Origin of the sequence: Wolbachia endosymbiont (group A) of Alloplasta piceator (genome assembly GCF_964028505.1) — a bacterium.
Classification (GTDB): domain Bacteria; phylum Pseudomonadota; class Alphaproteobacteria; order Rickettsiales; family Anaplasmataceae; genus Wolbachia; species Wolbachia pipientis.
In genome coordinates, this window is sequence record NZ_OZ034793.1 from 630,970 (window position 1) to 649,955 (window position 18,986).

Sequence of the window (18,986 nt, forward strand, 5' to 3'; positions counted from 1 at the left end):
GAGGTCATGGAAAGGCTTTGAAGATCAAGTAAAATCTTTAGCTAAACAAATGAAGGCAATAGAGAAACCGAGCAAAACTTTAAAAGCAGAATTTGACAAGGCCAAAACCTCTGCAATAAAAGCAAAAGAAGCATATTTGAAAAAGAGAGATGCTTTGCATTCATTTAATGAAGAAGTAAGAAAAAGTGGAAGAAATATTAAGTACTTAGTAAGTGACCAACATAAACTTGGCTCTTCTATTGAAGTATTAAAAGGTAAGTATGGTAAGCTTGGATCTGCAATACGTAGTCACCAAAGTTTTTTAGCAAGCAAAGCACATTTTAAGTCACAAATTATAGAGACTATTGGGCTAGGGCTAACGCTTGCAGCTCCAGTTAAAGTTGCAATTGACTTTGAAAGTGCTATGGCTGATGTTACAAAAGTGGTAGATTTTAAAAAAGGAACGGATGAAGCAACTAAATTTGCAAAGAAGTTAAAAGAGATGTCACGTACTATACCATTATCAGCCGCAGAACTGGCACAAATAGCTGCAAGTGGTGGTCAACTTGGTATCAAGAAAGAAGATCTTTTTATGTTTACAGAAACAGTGGCAAAAATGTCTACAGCATTTGATATGTCTGCAGAGCAAGCAGGTGATTCTATAGCTAAACTCTCTAACGTTTATGGAATTGATGTTAGTAAAATGGAATACGTTGGTAATGTAATCAATCACTTATCAGATAACACTGCTGCCAAAGCAAAAGATATGGTTGAAGCTCTAGCAATAGTTGGTGGTACTGCAAAACAATTTGGTCTTGACATCAAGGAAACAAGTAGTTTAGTAAATGCCTTCGTTAGTTTAGGTAAACAACCAGCAAAAGCTGCAACTGCTATAAATGCTCTACTTAGTAAACTTCAGACTGCTGAAGAACAAGGAGGGGATTTTAAAGCAGCATTAGAGCAAATGGGCATAACTGCAGAAGAAATAGTACAAAGAATAAGCGAAAACGGCGAAGAAGCATTACTCTACTTTTTTCAAGCTCTAAAGAAAATGGATAACCAGGAACGTTCTACAATCCTTATGAAACTTTTCGGTCAGGAATATCAAGATGATATTGCATTATTAGCTGGAAGTTTTAACAAATACGAAGATGCTATAAGGTTACTATCTGACACAGAAGAGTACAAGAGCTCGTTGCAGAAAGAATTTCAAAACCGTGTAGACACCACAGCCAGTAAATTACGACTTCTTCGCAACGCAATAGCTGAAGTTGGTATGAACCTGGGTTCAGTGATGCTGCCTACTTTAAAATCTATAGCTGAATTTTTACAAGAAAAAACTAGAAGCATAGCGTTATTTGCAGAAAAATATCCAACTTTAACCAAAGCAATCATGGGTACTGTAGCAGCCTTGATAAGTTTAAAAGTTGTAGCAGTGGGACTAGGATACGGATTTACATTGCTAGGAAGTACGATTTTTAGTCTGAAAGCAAACCTACTTGGAGTATTTTCATTTTTATCAGCTACAGTTTTTCCTGCAGTAGTAACAGGACTAAGAGCAGTAACACTCGCTATAATGAGTAACCCTATAGGACTTTTAATTACTGGACTTGTCACTGGCGCAGCACTTGTTATAACTAACTGGCAAAAGGTAAAAGACTTTTTCTCTAGCTTTTGGAAATCGATAATAAAACCCATAAATAAAATGTCATGTATTGAGTCTATTAAGGGTCTTTTGCCTAAAACTACTTTGGGTTAGAAAATTTTTCTATACATAATAGTAATTGACAAGTTTTAAAGGTGGGATAATATACCTAGAATATATTGGACTTATTCATTATGGTACGTGAAGAATACAATGTTCTTTCGTTGTTCAAAAGGAGGTAATTATGGACCGTCGGGATATTTCAGAAGTTTTGTTTTCATCTATTAAGGAAGATGATCCTTATAGGGCATCTAAGCTCCTTCAGATTGAACGTTGGTGCTATACACATTCGAAAATAATTGAAAGAAGTGGTCAAAAAGGACACAGTCTTATTGCACAAGTGTTATCTGATAAGGAGTCTTGGGAGGAAGTAGGAGGATTACATGGAGTCAAGCTTAATAGACGGGAGGTAGGTAAAAGGCTTACTATACTACCAGATTCAGATAATGCTTTTGGCAGGGCAAGTAGATACAAAATTGCATGTGAGTGTTGTTTGGAGGATGAAATACGAGCTATATTTGAGGAAAGAAAAGAGGAATTGTCGGCTCAAGGTAATGATAGCTTGCTTGAGTATCATCACTTAGTTAGGTGTTGTGGAGAAGGTCCTATAGCACAGTTTTGGTCACATCTTATTAGTGGGTACCTTGATAAATTGGATTTAAAAGGCCGTCATCCATATGAGTATGGGCTTGATTGTGCGGTAGATTGGAAAAGAGTAGAAGCAGTTGAGTTCTTTTGGAATAAGATAAAATCTTTGCCTGAAGATGAAATAAGTGTTCAAAAGAAGGATGAGATCTTGATGAAAAATGCAGCTTGTACGGCAGGACCTAGTTTTCGCATTTATCCTGATATATTTGAGTTTTTCCTGAGTCAGGTAAGTCCTAATAGATATCCAGAGCTTTTAAGAAGAGATTTAGAGAAAAATCGTCATTATGGATCTTTGAATAAAATGAAAGACATGCCCAATTTTGGTAAATTTCAGGAATTGTTTGATTGTTTAGAATCAAGTGAAATTTCAGAAGATGATTACTCTCTTTGGTTGAAATTCATGATAAAGGACTGTCCAGAGCATTATTTAGGTGCTGGTGTGGAAGTTTTTATGCATATGTGGAAAAAAGAAGGATTTGATAATCATCGTACTTTCACATTGGACGAGGAAATGATGGAAGATTCTTCTTTTCAAGGAAAATTTTCAGTGCATTTGGTTGAAAAAGGTTTTACGGAGCCAGTATGGGCAATGTTAGATAAGGCTAGTTCTAGACAAATCAAGGAGTTCATGTCTTCCGAAAAAGCAAATGATATACGTTCTATATTAGAGCAAGGAGATAATGAATCATTAAGTAAGTTTTTAGCCTATGGTAAGTCTGCTGATAAAGGGCTTGATAAAAAGAACAAACCTGGTCCAAGTGGTGATTTAGTTGAAGTAGAAGTTAGAAAAACGTATGGTAAGTCCAATGTAAGACTAGGCAAGTAAAAAACATTATATATTGTTGGAGGATTTTGTGCCAAATCAAGAGAAACCACAAGGTTTTGAATTAATAGAGTTGTTGATTCGAGAAGCAGGTTCAAATGCAGGAGCTAGCCCAAGTACTTCAACTCAACAAGGAAGTGATTTTGAATCTTTCAAAGCAAGGTTTCAGTCATATATCGATCAAATTCCATCATATTTACATTCAGTAGGTAAAGAAGGGTTTTTTCCGCATTTCTTTTTAGGAAGCTTTTCTACTTTGATAGATACAGAGATTGCGAAAAAGCTAGATATTGAAAAAATATATTTTAGTTTTGATGGTTCGAAAACTCTGAAAGTGGCTGTTATAAGAAAAGGTGGTATTACAAATCAGAAAAGCGCGATTGAGAAGGTAAATCTTTTTGTGATTTCAGAGTTTGGTAAGAATGATAGTAAGAGTAAAAAATTTACCTATGGTGAGCTAGAAGAGATACTGGGTCAATCAAATTTACCTGCACAGAATGAACATGTGAGAAGTGCTAAAGATGATCTTAAAGTTAAATTAGTAAAAATTGTTAAAGCCACAGGGGAAATATCTGTTGAAGTAAAAGATGACAAGTTGGATAAGAATACTTCTGCAACACATGAGTTTAAGGAAATAAAAAAGGGGTTATGGAATAATCCAGAAAGTGATATAGCTAAGCTGACTAATCCTGATGTGGAAAAAGTGAAAAAGCCTGTTGAAAATATTCTAAAAAAAGTTAGTAAAATTCACTCTGAATATAAGAATTCACTTGCCTATGCTCAAGGAACAAGAGAAGCAGCACATCATGGGTTTGTAGCGGGTGCTTTAGTGAATTTCCGCTACAGACACAATCTTAGGGTTTATCTAGAGCAGTTTGCAGGAAGAGGTTACGCTGATATTGTTTTAGTGCCACGTGGTAAGGATAGGTCATTAAATGCTATTCCTATTATTATAGAGATGAAGGCTGCTACTAAAGCAGAGCTAAAAGAAGGTAAAATAGGGGAAAAGAGTGGAACTACACCAGCTGCTGCTTTAAAGCAAGCTGAGGATTATACAAAAGGTTTTCAACCGAATGTAATGAGAGTTTTAACTACTGCAAATGACATGCTATGCGTTGGTTTAAACCTTGACCATCCATTTCCTGTTTCGAATATCGTTGCTAAGTCACGTGATCAAGAAATCACTCCTCTTTTTAATGAAATATTGATATCTATTGATGGACGAAATAATGGTAGAGTTAATGAAGAGGGTCTGAAAGAGAAAGTTCAGAATAATATAGAACGTATCTATCACACATTTCCTGGTACAGGAGAGAAGGGAGATAATCATTATTTTAGTAGGTTTTTGTTAGGGCAGTCCCTGTTATTAAATGAAGTTCAAGTTTTAGAAAGCAGTTTTAAAAAGCACGTTTTTATTTATGGAGAAAATATACCTACCGAAGCTCAACCTGAACCTAAATCTCAACGTCTTAAAGATCAGAAAAGTAAAGGGCAAGGTGCCGGTCAACCATCTCACTTGGATCAAAGCCATGGAGTTGTGACAATGGTATTGATTCCAAGCAATGATCAAAAATCCGTTTATGTGATGAATATTGTTGAAACAGATGGAAGGACTGAAGTATTTAAAAAAGGCATTCCTCTTGATCAACTTAAGCAAAAAGTAGGAAATAGAGAAATAGTCGAACTAGACCTCAATTTCAACATTAATGAAAAGTCAGATTTTAAAAAATATTTTAGTATGGAGGTTAGTGAGCCTATTTCTCTAGGAGAGTATAATGGTAAAAAATCTGATAAGTTTAAAGGTGGTTTTAAGAATATTCCTTACCCTGTCGAATTAAAGGAAACATTTGATGAGGTATTGAAGTCTCAGCTTGCTTCTTCACAAGATCAATCTCAATCAATAGGCAAATATAAGGAGTTATTTGGAAAAGTAGGTGAGGCAATGCTGCCTTTTAAAGATTTAATAAAAAAAGAAGCACATACCCAAGCTGTGTTTCATGGAGCATTTAGCCACTATAGTGATATAAAGCTAGGAGGATCACAAGAAAACAGGGCGTTAGTATTAACAGAGTTTCAAACTGGAAGGGGAAAACGTATTGATATGCTAGTTCATGGTATTAAGTTCGCAGGTGATGATAGCAATGCTAGGGAATATACTCCCGTAGGGTTAGAGCTCAAAGGACCAAGGGAAGGTAAGACAACTGATGCGTTAAAAGATGAGGCAAATAGACAAATCGCTGATGAGTATACGAAGGGTGTTACTTATAAAACGCTTACAGATGGGAATGAAGTGGATTTTATGGGTGTTGTATTCGATAAAGGAGCAAATAGTGCAAATTCTCTTATTCTGGGAAGCAAAGATGAGTTCACTCCTGTTATAGTAGTGCACAGTTCTGTACATGTGATTCCTACTGATCAAGTAGCACAATCTATTGATATATCTAAGGGAGAACATTTAAGAGGAGGACAAGAAGTAATCCAGAAGTTGAAAAATCTTGGTATACAAGAGGAGAATCTACGTACATTAGAATCTGCAACAGCAGAAAAAGATTATCACTATTGGCTTCAACAACATGATATAGCTGATATTGCAAGAATAAAATACGATTATGGAATTGACACATTATTTGAAATAGTGGGATCACCAGAACATATAGTTAACCAATTGCAACAGTTTCAGAATAGCGTAAGAGGTGGTGAAAAAAGGCCATTAACTTTAATTGTTAATTTGAATAATAATCACTGGGTTACGTTAGTCATTTCCCATCAAAATGGGCAATATAATGGATATTATGTAGACTCATTGGGTAGTAATGTTCCAGATAATATTCGTCAAGTTTTACAGAAGGTTCAAATTACTGTTCATGATGTTTCTGTTATTCAACAAAGAGATGGTTATAATTGCGGCTTATGGGCGTTAGAAAACGCTAGAGATATTAATACCGTGTTGCAAGGAAATAGATTAAGTAATATTCCTGATGAAATACGTAACCATTTGCGAATTCAAAGAAGAGAAAATAATTTTATACGTATGAGAGAAGATATTTCAAACATATTAAGTATAGATCCACAACGTATAGCTAACTTAGAGGCTGTACTTGCTGGGACACAAGCACCTAGAAAGAAATTTGACCTGAATAATTGTGTAAAACAAGGTAGTAGAAAAAGAAGAAGTATTAATCCTTGTTTATTTTCATTGGATGATGTAAAAAAGTTTATTAAGGGAAGGGTAGATGAAAATAATATAGATAAGATTATAATTGATAGTGAAAAGTTCCTAACTTATGTCAAAAGTAGTCAAGGTGAAAAGAAAAATGCTCAGCTAGTAGAGTTTGTTGGAGACAAAAATATCGAAGGTAATCATAAGTACTTATTTGATAAGGTAGTTGAAGATCAAGGGTACGGACGTTATATTGAAAATGAACGTATTAAGAATTTGCACGGTGACATTTCACAGCAAAATAGTGGTTTAATAAAAAGCCCGAAATTAAAAAGCAGATTAATGAATGCTGCAGGTGGGATACAATTAATAAGAGGAATCCATGGTGCCATTGTGTCTTGTAAGGATGGAACAGCAACAGATTGTGGATTAAATTTAGGTGGGATAGGATGGTCTTTTGCGTCTCAACCAATTGAGAATGTAATGGTTAAAATTACTCCAAAAGTTGTAGCATCAGCTGAAAAGGTTGCAGGAAAAATTGTATCAGGCACTCTGGGTAAACAGACAAAATTTGCTATTCGGATTGCAGGTGTAAAGTTTGGAAGTACAATAGCAAAAGGTACGGCAGGAGCTATAGCTGGTGTTTTTGATATTATTGATATAGGTATGTCAGCAAGTAATCTTGTTGATTGTAAAAAAAGAGAGGATAGTGATAATCCATGTGGAGAAAAGGAAATAAGAGATAATATAGCATCTATATCTTTTTCTGGTGTGTCATTTGTTTCTGGTGTTGCTCTTACAGCAGCAAGTATGCCGGTAGTTGGTATTGCAGTTGGGTTTGGGCTCATGGTAGGTTATGGAATTTATAGTGGTGTTAGCAATATCGTGGAGTACGAGAAAAAGTATGATACAACCCATGATGAAAATTGGCGTATTTTTTGGCATACATTTGTTTTTCAACCTGTACCACAAGATGTACAACATCTTGCAGCAAGAAAGGAAATGGTTAATAGTCTAGCTAAAGGAGCTTGGAAAGCTTTAAATAATGACCCTAGTAATGTTGTTGCTATGGTATTGGTCTTGGAAAAATAAACGGTAATACTCTTCGTCCAGATTATGCAACGATTATGATGAATAGGAAAAATGCCAATACACAAGATCTTTCGCGTGTTATACCTGATTATATTGAAGGTGCTAGCATGATTTGTTTGCCACACAGTACTAGTCAAGATTACGAAAAGGGTATTAAAAGCTCAGTTCCATCGGCTAAGTACTATTGTGATAATGCAATGGTTATTAGCCATGATAAGAGAGTAAATATGATGCAAAAGGACAAAACAATTATTTATGATTTAAGCAATGTGGACAGAGGTACCGTCGTTGGAAGTAACGAGTGGAACAATAATTTTCTAATTGGCTCAGGTACAGCAAACATAACTGGTGGTAGTAATAAGGTAGTAAATAGGTTTGTTGTAAATAACGTTGACTTCTCAGGTAAAATTATTGGTGAAAGTAACTCTGTTAATATACTTGATTTGAGCCAATTGAAAGATACAGTTATAGGAGTGAATGTTAACTATCGTTTTAAGCCTAGTGCCTCTGGGTCATTAAAGGCAAGAGTAAATGGTCGTTGGCTAATCAATGATCAAATTGATAATAATGGCATCTTTAATTACTACTATGTTGGAAGAAAGAACAAGGTGGATGAGATTTCGTGCATGGGTTACTCTGAACACTTTACAGGAATCGATGATCGTGACGTTATCATAGATAGTAGTGGTGGTTCTAATAAAAATGAGAAAGATGTAGTTGAAAATTGTAAAAAAGTAATTATTTTGCCGTATACTACAGTTAAGGGTGGAAAGAGCAATTATACTTTTTACGTAAAAGCTGCAGACTACAAAGGTAAGGGTTTATATTCAGAAATTGATGTAGATGGAACAGGAACTGTAATTTTTCCGGAAATTGATTTATTAGGTGATTGTGATCAAATAACTTACTCTACAAATAGTAATACTTTATCTTTAAAAATAAATTTTAGTCAAAACAATCAATTTACTCTTGATGTAAAAAATTATGTCGAGCAAAGCAGTAATAAACCTCACTTTGCACTAATAGACAAAAATGGTAGTAATATTGTTCCTAAGATTGAAAGATCAGACTCATCAACTATAAAAATTACTTCATTTGAATTACATTCAGAACATTCCTTAGATAATTTTGACGATGTTGCAAGTTATTATAAGAAAATTCTAAACAATAACAAGGATTACAAAGTCTTTAGTGTTATCAGAGATAGAGTACAGAATCAGGGTAATAGTGCAGTTCTACATATGGTTTTTGGTTCTCTGGAAGATGATGTAATAAACTTCGATCAAGGAACTATGTTTGCTAGGGGAGGAGGAGGAAGTGATGTGTATTTTATTAGCAATGATATAAATAGTAGAGAAGTTAAAATTGATAATAACTCAAGTGATAAAAAACTAGATACACTATTTATGTCGGCAGTTGAGAAAGATTTTTCAATCCAGCAATGTGATCTGTATTTAAAATACAATAATAGTAACATTCGAGTGAAAAATTACTTTCAAGATCCTAATTATAGGCATCTTATAGTTATGAACAAAAAAGGAGAAACTTTTATCCCCAATATACAATCAATGTTTTGTTCTCCCTCTTCTTCGGGAAAGGGTAAATTAGTTCCTTTTTTCCACTCTACACAAGCTCAAAACATGTTTGTGTTACCTAAAGATTTTCAAGATGATCATGTAGTGATAGATTCCCGTCTTGAAGATATTGAAAAATATAAAGATAAAGATGACCTTTTATTAATAAGAGAAAGTGAAATTCCTTTTATTATTAGAATAGAAGGGTTTTATACTAACCGAAATAAATGGAAAAATATTTCTTATTCTTTATGGAATAATAATGACCTTTTCCTATCTTCTGGCTTATTAGAAAATGTTGGTAATGTAGTGGAGTATAAGGATAAACTTAGAGGTGATTATGAAAGAATTGTAAAAGAATATATTGAAGACTTTAGTGATTCTACTAGTATCATTCAGCACAATCAAAAATTAGAAAAAAATATCTCTATTTCTGTAGGACAAGATGGGGAACGAATAGGAGTAATGGTACTAAAAAATATTACTCCGGATCAGGTTGAAGTTTCTAGTAGTGGTACAGATCTGATATTTCGTGATAAGAAGTCTAATCATACGATCAACATGAACAATTGGAATAATTCTGAATCTTATAGAATTTCTACGTTGGAGTTTGATCTAGGTTTAGAACCAATAACGCTCCGTAGATTAGATAGGTTTAGTTTATCTGAGGTAAGAAAAATACAAGCTTTAATTGATAAAGCTTCAGAAAATTACCAAAATAGAAGTAAATATACTCCTAAAGTAGAAAATGACTTTAAATGTTTAATATCAGTTGACGATTTTGAAAGAGAAAATAGAGACCCAGCACATCAATGTCTTGGTTTTCCTTCACTGCAAGACCGGGTTAGCTTTACAGAAAGTTCCTGTAATTTAGAACAAATTGAGGAATTAAAAAATAAAACGCCAAGTAGTAATCAGATTTTAACATTGCTTGAAAAGTTAGAAAATGATCTTTTGCTGAATGGTTATGATTCAGACATAATAGATCAGTGCAATAAGCGGATGATAACTTCAGGATTGGGGGTATTAAAACCATTGGTAAGCACAGCAGTTTATGAAGGTAAAGAGGATGAAGTTAAAGTTCTTCTTGATAAAGCTGCTAAAAAAAGTACTGCTGATGTTGAACATAAAAATCAGTGTTCACAGAACTGGACAGCTTTGAATTATGCTGTTTACAACGGTAATGTGAAATTAAGCAAAAGTGTATTTAAATCATTTTTAGAGAAGAAAGGTGACATTAATGCCTTAACTAGTTGCAACGATGATAATTGGGCACTTTTACACTATGCTGTTCATTACAGCAACTTTGATATGGTTAGTTTTCTTGTAGATAAAGGTGCTAACATTGAAATTAGAAGTAAGGAGGGTCAGACACCCCTGCATTTGGCTGTTGAAGAAGCCAAGCAAAATATAATTAATCTTCTTCTTGATAGAGGTGCTGATATCGAGGCTAAAAACAACGATGGTAGAACACCTCTGTACTTAGCTGCTTACAATAATGACTCAGGTGTAATTGAACTTCTTTGTAACAGGATCAAGACTAAAAGTAATGACGCATCTAAAATGATAAAACAGGTTGGATTTTTAAAGAAGGAAGTTGTTAACCAAGCAAATATTCCATCTAATGCAAAAAGATTGGTAGAGTCTTGTATAAGTAGTTTAAGAGATTCAATAAAAAGTGCAGCCAAAAAGGTGCTAAAGGAGGGTATACTGCATAGTCGTAGTGCTTCGACTATTGAACTCATAGATAAGGTTTATAATTTCGATGAAAGGTTGTTTAATGAAGCAATTAAGGAAGCTGTAAATGACACATACGCGGGTGTAGGTATAGAAGGAATATTAAGGTTTATACGCAGTCACCATTATATTGGTCAGTTTATTCCAGGTTATATAGCTGCGTTTGACAAAATACCAAAGAATGATGGTGCAATGTTCAAATTAGCTTACTCTATTAGAGAGACCATGACAACGCCTAGCGTCAATTCAGAAGAGAAATCTGATCTTGAAAAGCTAAAAAACAAATTACCAGAATCAGTGAGAAATGCAGTATTTTCTTCAGAGATATGTATTAAAAATGTTGAGTATGGAAGGTACTTGTACTCACCTAATAATGATTGCATGTACCACTTAAACAAGTGTGACAGGGATAGGCGGTATGTGTTCACTTGGCCTTCAAATGGAAATAGTGATAAATTTAAGTGGAAGGTTGAGCTCAATGGCGATAATGTGTATTTAAAGAATGTTGAGTATGGAAGGTATTTGTATTCGCCTAATGATGATTGTACATACCACTTAAACGATTGTGACAGGGGTAGGCGGTATGCGTTTACCTGGCCTTCAAATAGCAATAGTGATAAATTTAAGTGGAAGGTTGAGCCTAATGGTGATAGTGTGTATCTCAAGAATGTTGAGTATGGAAGGTACTTATATTCACCTAATAGTGCTTCTACTTTCCAAGTTGACAATAACAGGCGGTATGTGTTTACCTGGCCTTCAAATGAAGAGGGTGGTCAATTTAAGTGGAAAATTGAAAATTGTGGATCTACTCGCAAGAGACGTAGCATACGAGAATTAAATGGTTATAATCAAACTGCAGTGGACTATCAGTTAATATTAACTGAAGAAAATAGTCAGCAAATAGCAAGTAGAATATCTGCTATAGTGGAAGATGTTGAAAGGCATACCTTTTTAAATCAGTCAAAAAATAAGTTATATTTAGATAGTTATTTAAATAATAGAGGGAGAAGCAATGCTGCGGATTCTATGAGGAGAGATGTATGTAATGAACTCAATGCAAGTGAGAGAAGAAATATTGTTCTAAGCGGAAACGATGTATGTGCAATTACTTCAGGTTATGAAACACTTGATATTGAAAACTTCCCTATTCAAGAAGTAGTGATTAATGATGATGTCAATGGAAAGAAAAGTTTAAGAAGTACATTAGACCTACATCAGTTGGTGCAGCAGATAAATAGGGATTTGAGTATAAAACCGATACCAACAGTTATTAAAGGCAAAAGTGATTTATTAATTAAGTTATCTATATCAGCTACCGGCTTGCAGCAAAATGTAATAACAGTCAAGCTGAAAGATGCACTTATAAATAAGTGGTGTAAAAAATTACAAATTATTTTTGATAATGCCCCTGTGGAAATAGATGATAAATTAGATTTAAAGTCTTCATTCTTTATTTCTGATGAGAAAATTATTGTAGTAACACCTCAAGACGTGGAAGAAAAGAATAAACTAATCATATCTAAAAAAGTAGGGCAGTATACCTATCTTCATGATAAATATGATTTGATAGTTACCAATGCCTTTAATGCTGATATAGAGGCAAGTGAGTTGTGTATTATACGTTTTAAAGATTTCTATAAAGAACCTAAAATGGAAACATTATCTATAAAATTTGCTGACAAAGAAATATTATTAAGTAACGAAATAGATAAAATACGTAATTCAGATAGTATTGATGAATTAAATAATGTGAGTTCTATTATTAATTCACAAAAGAATTCTATACCTTTAGAGGCTCCAAACAGTGGAGACATAAATGCTCAAGGTAAACTTGGTAGGACATCTTTGCATCTTGCTTCTGGAGCTGGTGAATGGGATAAGGCCAAACTTCTTCTTGACAGAGGTGCTAATACCGAAGTTCAAGACGAGTTTGGTTACACACCAATATTTCTTGCTACTCAGTCAGGTAAATGTAGTATAGTAAAACTACTCCTTGATAGAGGTGCTAATATTGATGCTCAAGATAAGGAAAGTAAAACACTTTTACACTTTGCTGCATCAGGAAATAATTTGGATATGGTTCAATTCCTTCTTGACAGAGGTGCAAGTATCGAAGTTCAAGACGGGCGTGATTGGACACCGATACTTTATGCTGCTCAGTCAAGTAAATGGAATGTGGTAAAACTTCTTGTTAGTAACGGTGCTAAATTTAATAATGAAATAACATATCAGGGAACACCTTTACATTTTGCTGTTCAAGAGGGTAATTTAGATATGGTCAGATTTCTTCTTGATGAAGGTGCTGACATTGAATCTCAAGACAAAGATAATAAAAAGCCTTTGCATCTTGCAGTTGAAGCAGGAAGGTTGAACGTAGTAAAACTCCTTCTTGATAGAGGTGCTAGTGTTAATGCTAAAGATAAGAATAACAAAACGCCTTTAGAATTGGCTGCTAAAGGAAATATGATAGAAATTTTGAAGAAGGCAGAGTTGGATCAAGGGTTATTAATTAATGCAAGGGGTGGTAATCTTGATAAAGTAAAAGATCTTATCGCTCAAGGTGCCAATTTAGAGACTAAAGATAATACTGCTCTACATAATGCTTGTAGTAATGGTCGCTTGAAAGTAGTGGAATATCTTATCGAAAAGGGAGCTAGTTTAAAGGCTAAAAACAAAGATGGAAAAACACCTTTAGAGTTGGCTGAGCAAAAGGGTTACACAGATATAGTAGAAATTTTAAAACAAACACAATTAAATCTGGACAAGGAGTTATTGATTGCTGTAGAAAAAGAAGATCTTGGCAAAGTTAAAGACAATCTCAGACGAGGTGCTAATGTTAATGCTCAAAGTAGGCTGGGTTGGGCCTCTGTGTTCTGGGCAATTCAAAAGAATAATTCAAATATAGTTAAACTTCTCGTAAATAATGGTGCTGATATTAATGCCAAAGATAATGAAAGTTGGATGCCTCTTCATTGGGCTGTTCAATTGGGTTCATTAGATGTAGTTAAGTATCTTGTTGAGAGAGGTGCTAATGTTAATGCTTTAACTGCCGACGGTAGAACACCTTTAGACTTAGCTGCTCAAAAGAATCGCGTAAATGTAATAGAATTTTTGAAAAAAGCACAGTTAGATTTGGATAAAGAATTATTGACTGCAGTGCAAGATGGAGATCTCAATAAAGTTGAAGGCCTTGCAAATCAAGGTGCTGGATTGAATACTAAAGGTAGTAATGATTGGACACTTTTACACTTTGCTGTTTTTAGCAACAAGTTCGACATAGTTAAGTTTCTTCTTGATAAGAACGCTAATATTAAAGCTAAAGATGTGTATGGTAATACACCTTTACATGTGGCTGCTCAGTATGATAGTAAGCTTGAAATAGTTGAATTTCTTTTAGATAGAAATGCTAGTGGCATTAATGATGTAAATAATAACGGTTCAACACCTTTACATTTAGCTATACAAGGAAATAAACCAAGTACAGTCAAACTTCTTCTCAATAAAGGTGCTAATATTAACGCTAAAGACAAGGATGGTAAAACACCTTTGGATTTGGCTGTGCAAGAAGGTTATACAGATATAATACAAATAATAGAACAAGTACAGTCAGATTTAGATAAAGAATTGCTGACTGCAGTACAAAATGGCGATCTCAATAAAGTGAAGAGTCTTATTAGTCGAAATGCTAATGTTAATACTAGAGATAAGTACAGCTGGACACCACTACATTGGGCTGCATACAAAGGTCATTTAGAAGTTGCAGAGTTTTTGGTAAAGAAAGGCGCTGATATTAATGCTGCAGATAAAGGCCCTTATGGTAAAAAGTCTATACATGTTGCTGCTGAGAATAATAGTAAAGATATCATAGAGTTTTTTCTTAGCAAGGGAGTAAGTATTAATGATACTGATAAACAAGGTTACACACCACTGCACTATGCTGCATGGAGAGGACGTTTAGAGGTTGCAAAGTTTTTGATAGAAGAATACGCTAATTCAATATTTAAATACAATAATGGTAGCACTCTTCCATGTAATGCTTCTTTAGGTAATCATTTAGATATAATTAAATGTTCTATGGGTGAGAAAAATATTTTAGAAATCAGAGATAATAGTGGCAGAGTTCCCCTGCACTGTGCTGCTTCCAACGGTAAATTAGATATAGTAAAATATTTTATAGATGAAGAGAAAGTCGATGTTAATGTTAAAGATAACAATGATGATACCCCTCTGCACCTTGCTACTGGTTATTTGGATGTAGTAAAGTACCTTATAAGTAAGGGAGCCAATATTAATGCTAAGTGCAAGGCTGGTAAAACACCGCTAGATATTGCTGCCTATCAAAAACTTAGTGATGTTGTAGAATATTTGAAGCAAACGCAATTAGACTTAGATAAAAAATTGTTGATCGCAGCAAAAGGTGGTGATCTTAATAAGGCTATAGATCTGATAAGCAAGGGAGCTAATGTTAATGTTAAAGATAACAATGATGATACCCCTCTGCACCTTGCTGTTGGTTATTTAGATGTAGTAAAATACCTTATAAGTAAGGGAGCCAACATTAATGCTAAGTGCAAGGCTGGTGCAACACCGCTAGATATTGCTGCCTATCAAAAACTTAGTGATGTTGTAGAGTATTTGAAACAAACACAATTAGATTTAGATAAAAAATTGTTGATCGCAGTAAAAAGTGGTGGTCTTAATAAAATTATAGATCTTTTTAATCGAGGTGCCAATATTAATGCTGAGAATGAATATGGCAAAAATCCTATACATATTGCTGCTGAAAGCGATTACAAGAATATTATAGAATTTCTTCTTAGCAAAGAGGGAGTAGGTGTTAATGATACTGATGAGCAAGGTCATACACCACTGCACTGGGCTTCTTGGAGTGGTCATTTAGGTATGTTGGAGTACCTAATAGGTAAGGGGGCCAACATTAATGCTAAGTGCAAGGCTGGTAAAACAACGCTAGATATTGCTAGAGATAAAGGATATAATAATATTGTGGAATACTTAGAGGGAAAACTCAAGGAAGAAAGAGAAAAACCTGCACAACGTAAACGCCGTCATCACCATGGAGATCATGATCATCATCGTAGTCACTTATCACGTAATCTTCTTGCTATAGATTCAAGTGGTCAACCTGAAATAGCAGCAAGTAGTAGCACAAGACCATCTTCATGGATAAATGATTTGTTTAGTTGGGTGAAAAGTTCTGTAGGTGGGTTTAGAGCTGCTTTACCTGAGGAAACATTAAGTACTACAAGTTCAATCTCACAAGTTGATGCACCAATAGATGTAAATGGTACAATAATGTTGCTTGACGTGCTTGTAAGAAAGTTTACGGGTAAAAAATATATATCTGAAGTAGATCAATCTATACCTTTATTAGAAGCAAGAGGTTATGCACTCAATATTACAAAGGGATTTGAGAAAGTAGTAGAGCAAGCTGGATTAAAAAGTGGTGTATCAATGCATCGATTAAATATTGATTTTGTGGAAATATATAAAGAAGTTACAGGAAAAATCATGAGTGGTAAATTTGATGAGATCTCAGGAGTTTTAAGTTCGTATTTAGAGAAAGCATGTCCTAGTAGAGAAGCAGGATGTCCTGGTAAGTTAAGTTCGAAGAAGTTTGACAAGTTTATGGTAGAGTTTAATAGCAGGCTAAATGTTGTACTAAATCGATCAATACAACGGATATTACACAACGGAGATGGTAGATTAGAAGTTGATGGTGCAAAGCAAATGAATTTAGAGCCTCAAAGTTATTTAAGTAATGCTTCCGTTCAAGGCCATTCAAAGGACAAAGTATCAACTTGTCTTTCTGAGATAGGAGTAACCAAGCTTGGAGGTAATCTCAATAGGTAGGTTATAATATAAGAGGTAATATGCCAAGTAGTGGAAAATTTAAAGTGAGGGTAGCCAAAATAATTAGGGAAACCAGTAGCAAGTTTGATGATCCTAATACTAAAATGGATGAAGTAGACATTAAATGCTAAATGTTTGATGTGTTTTCCATATTGAGCTTACAGCACGTAGCTTTGATGTAGAAGTTTGGGTAACGTTATGATAGTAATTTATATAATTCTGTGTGCTATCTTTATAGCTGTTTTAGAGTATCCGTTCAGCGGAGTGGCAGAATAAGGTAGACAAGGTGATCTAAAAAGATAATCATAGAGCAAAAGTGAAATAATATGGTAAACCTTTTAGAACTTTGCAAAAATTTACAGCAAAAAATAGAAAGGTTAGAAGCAAAAATAGAAAGATTGGAAAAAGAGAATGAAAGTTTAAAAGCAGAAAATAAGGCTTTAAAGATAGAAAATGCTGAGTTAAGAGAAAGACTCGGTTTAAGCTCAAAAAATTCATCAATACCAAGTTCCAAAGAGTTGTATAAAATAAAAAAGAATAAGCCGAAAAGCGAAAGGAATATTGGCGGTCAGGTTGGTCATAAAGGAAGTTTTCGCGCCAACATGGATGCAGATAAAGTAGTAAAGATAGAGTTGCCTAATACTTGCGAATGCGGAGGAGAAATTGCAATATGTGAAAAACCATATATTCATCAGAAAGTTGATCTTCCAGAAATCAAGCCTTATGTAGTGGAATATCAGTTAGAACATGGCCGTTGTCGGAGATGCGGAAAGAGAAGAAGTAGCAAGTTACCGGAAGGTGTTACGCCAGATACATTTGGTCCAAGGGTTAAGTCAATAATTGCAGCGTTCAGCGGATTCTACAAAAATTCAAAACGCGAAATAGCGAGTGTCGTAAATGATATCTTCAATTTGAACATAAGCGTCGGTAGCATATCAAATAGTGAACATAGAGTTGCTTCAAAATGCAAAAAAATGTATGAGCAGATCGAACAAGAGATAAGTAGGAGTAAAGTTCTACATATTGATGAAACGAGCCATTATAACAAAGGTAAACTCGCTTGGTGTTGGATGTTTGCAAGCAATACGGCAAGTTTTGTAAAATTTACAGAGTCAAGAGGAATGAAAGTTTTACAAAATAGTAAATTCTGCAATCGCAATAGCTTGGTAATAACTGACAGGTATGCAGCATAGAATTATTTTGCCGATAAAAACAGGCAAATCTGTTGGGCACATTTATCAAGAGATTTTGAAAGATTAGCACATAGTTGGAATATTGAAGTTAAAGTTCTGGGTTGTTATACCAATTCCCATTACAGGGCAAACAGATGGACAATGATGGAAGAAAAGCCATACTGAAGTAAGTAAAATAGCGAGGTTTAAATGGCATTAAGATCAAAATTATTGGATGAAAAAGTAGTAGAATCAGCAAAAGAAATGCTGAAGAAAGTAAGGAATAATGCATATGTTTCAAAAAAACTAAATGCTGTAATTGCAGCAAAAAAGTACAGTATAACGGCTGTAGCAAAAATATATTGCATTTCAAGAAGCGCACTAACTTCGTGGGTAAAACTCTTGAAAATTGGCAGAGAAGAAAAACTGTTTGCTCCTTCACAACGTCGTAGAAAAACTAAATTAAATCAGGCTCAACTACAGCAAATTGAAGAGTGGATAGAAGAAAATCCTAATATCACCATTAAAGAAATGAGAATAAGAATCCAGGAAAAGTTCGGATTAAATATCAGCAAATCTACAGTACACCGCCATATGCAAAAGATGAAATTCTCATATATTACACCAAGACCAGTTCATAATGGACAAGATAAAAGCAAACAAGAGGAATTCAAAAAAAAATCTCAATGGAGCTATTAGCAAGTATCCAGAAAAAGAGCTATTTTTCTTTGATGAATCACGGTTTGGCACACATTCAAAAGTTGGACATGGGTGGTTTAAAAAGGGGATTAGAACACAGGTTAAAACAAAATTAGGTAGGCAAAATTTCTATCTCTATAGTGCAGTTAATCCTAGAAATGGAGAGAGTTCTAGCTTATTTGCACCAAATGTCAACACTGATTGCATGAACATATTTCTTGAGCAAATTTCGCAATATCTAGAAACACGAGAGGCTTTTCTCGTTATGGACTGTGCTAGTTGGCATAGGTCAAAAAATTTAAAGGTACCTAAAAATATCGACATTATATACCTACCTCCATACTCACCTGAGCTAAATCCTGTTGAGAGGCTTTGGTTATATATAAAACAGAACATTTTGCGCAATAAAATATACGATACAATTGCTCTACTTGAGGGTGCTTTGTGCAAATTTATTACTTCTCTTGCCAGCTCCACAATTAAACAACTCTGCAATGTTTCCTATTTGACTGGACAACAATGAGAA

The 18,986-nt window shown here is 34.4% G+C and carries 4 protein-coding genes and 2 pseudogenes; all 6 read left to right on the top strand.

What is annotated here, in order from left to right:
• Positions 1-49: 49 nt before the first annotated feature.
• Positions 50-1,684, top strand: a pseudogene (locus ABWU31_RS03155) (phage tail tape measure protein); the annotation flags it as partial.
• Positions 1,685-1,868: 184 nt separating this feature from the next.
• Positions 1,869-3,158: a hypothetical protein gene (locus tag ABWU31_RS03160; RefSeq protein ID WP_353271360.1), complete on the top strand. Its 1,290-nt coding sequence runs from the start codon at positions 1,869-1,871 to the stop codon at positions 3,156-3,158.
• Between the two features lie 28 nt (positions 3,159-3,186).
• Complete coding sequence (locus ABWU31_RS03165) at positions 3,187-7,407, top strand: hypothetical protein (RefSeq protein WP_353271361.1); 4,221 nt, start codon at positions 3,187-3,189, stop codon at positions 7,405-7,407.
• Positions 7,408-7,442: 35 nt separating this feature from the next.
• Positions 7,443-16,589, top strand: a complete 9,147-nt coding sequence (locus ABWU31_RS03170; protein WP_353271362.1) for an ankyrin repeat domain-containing protein — start codon at positions 7,443-7,445, stop codon at positions 16,587-16,589.
• 326 nt (positions 16,590-16,915) lie between these two features.
• Positions 16,916-17,890, top strand: a pseudogene (locus ABWU31_RS03175) (IS66-like element ISWen3 family transposase); the annotation flags it as partial.
• 81 nt (positions 17,891-17,971) lie between these two features.
• Positions 17,972-18,983, top strand: a protein-coding gene (locus tag ABWU31_RS03180; protein ID WP_265029767.1) for an IS630 family transposase whose coding sequence is annotated in 2 segments (ribosomal slippage) — positions 17,972-18,433 and positions 18,435-18,983 — 1,011 coding nt in all. Because the reading frame shifts where the segments join, the coding sequence is not laid out codon by codon here.
• Positions 18,984-18,986: the final 3 nt, after the last annotated feature.

What these genes read in the sequence shown, in the direction of transcription:
- ABWU31_RS03160 (WP_353271360.1), top strand. Translation starts at nt 1,869, where the DNA reads ATGGACCGTCGGGATATTTCAGAAGTTTTGTTTTCATCTATTAAGGAA.
- ABWU31_RS03170 (WP_353271362.1), top strand. Translation starts at nt 7,443, where the DNA reads ATGATGAATAGGAAAAATGCCAATACACAAGATCTTTCGCGTGTTATA.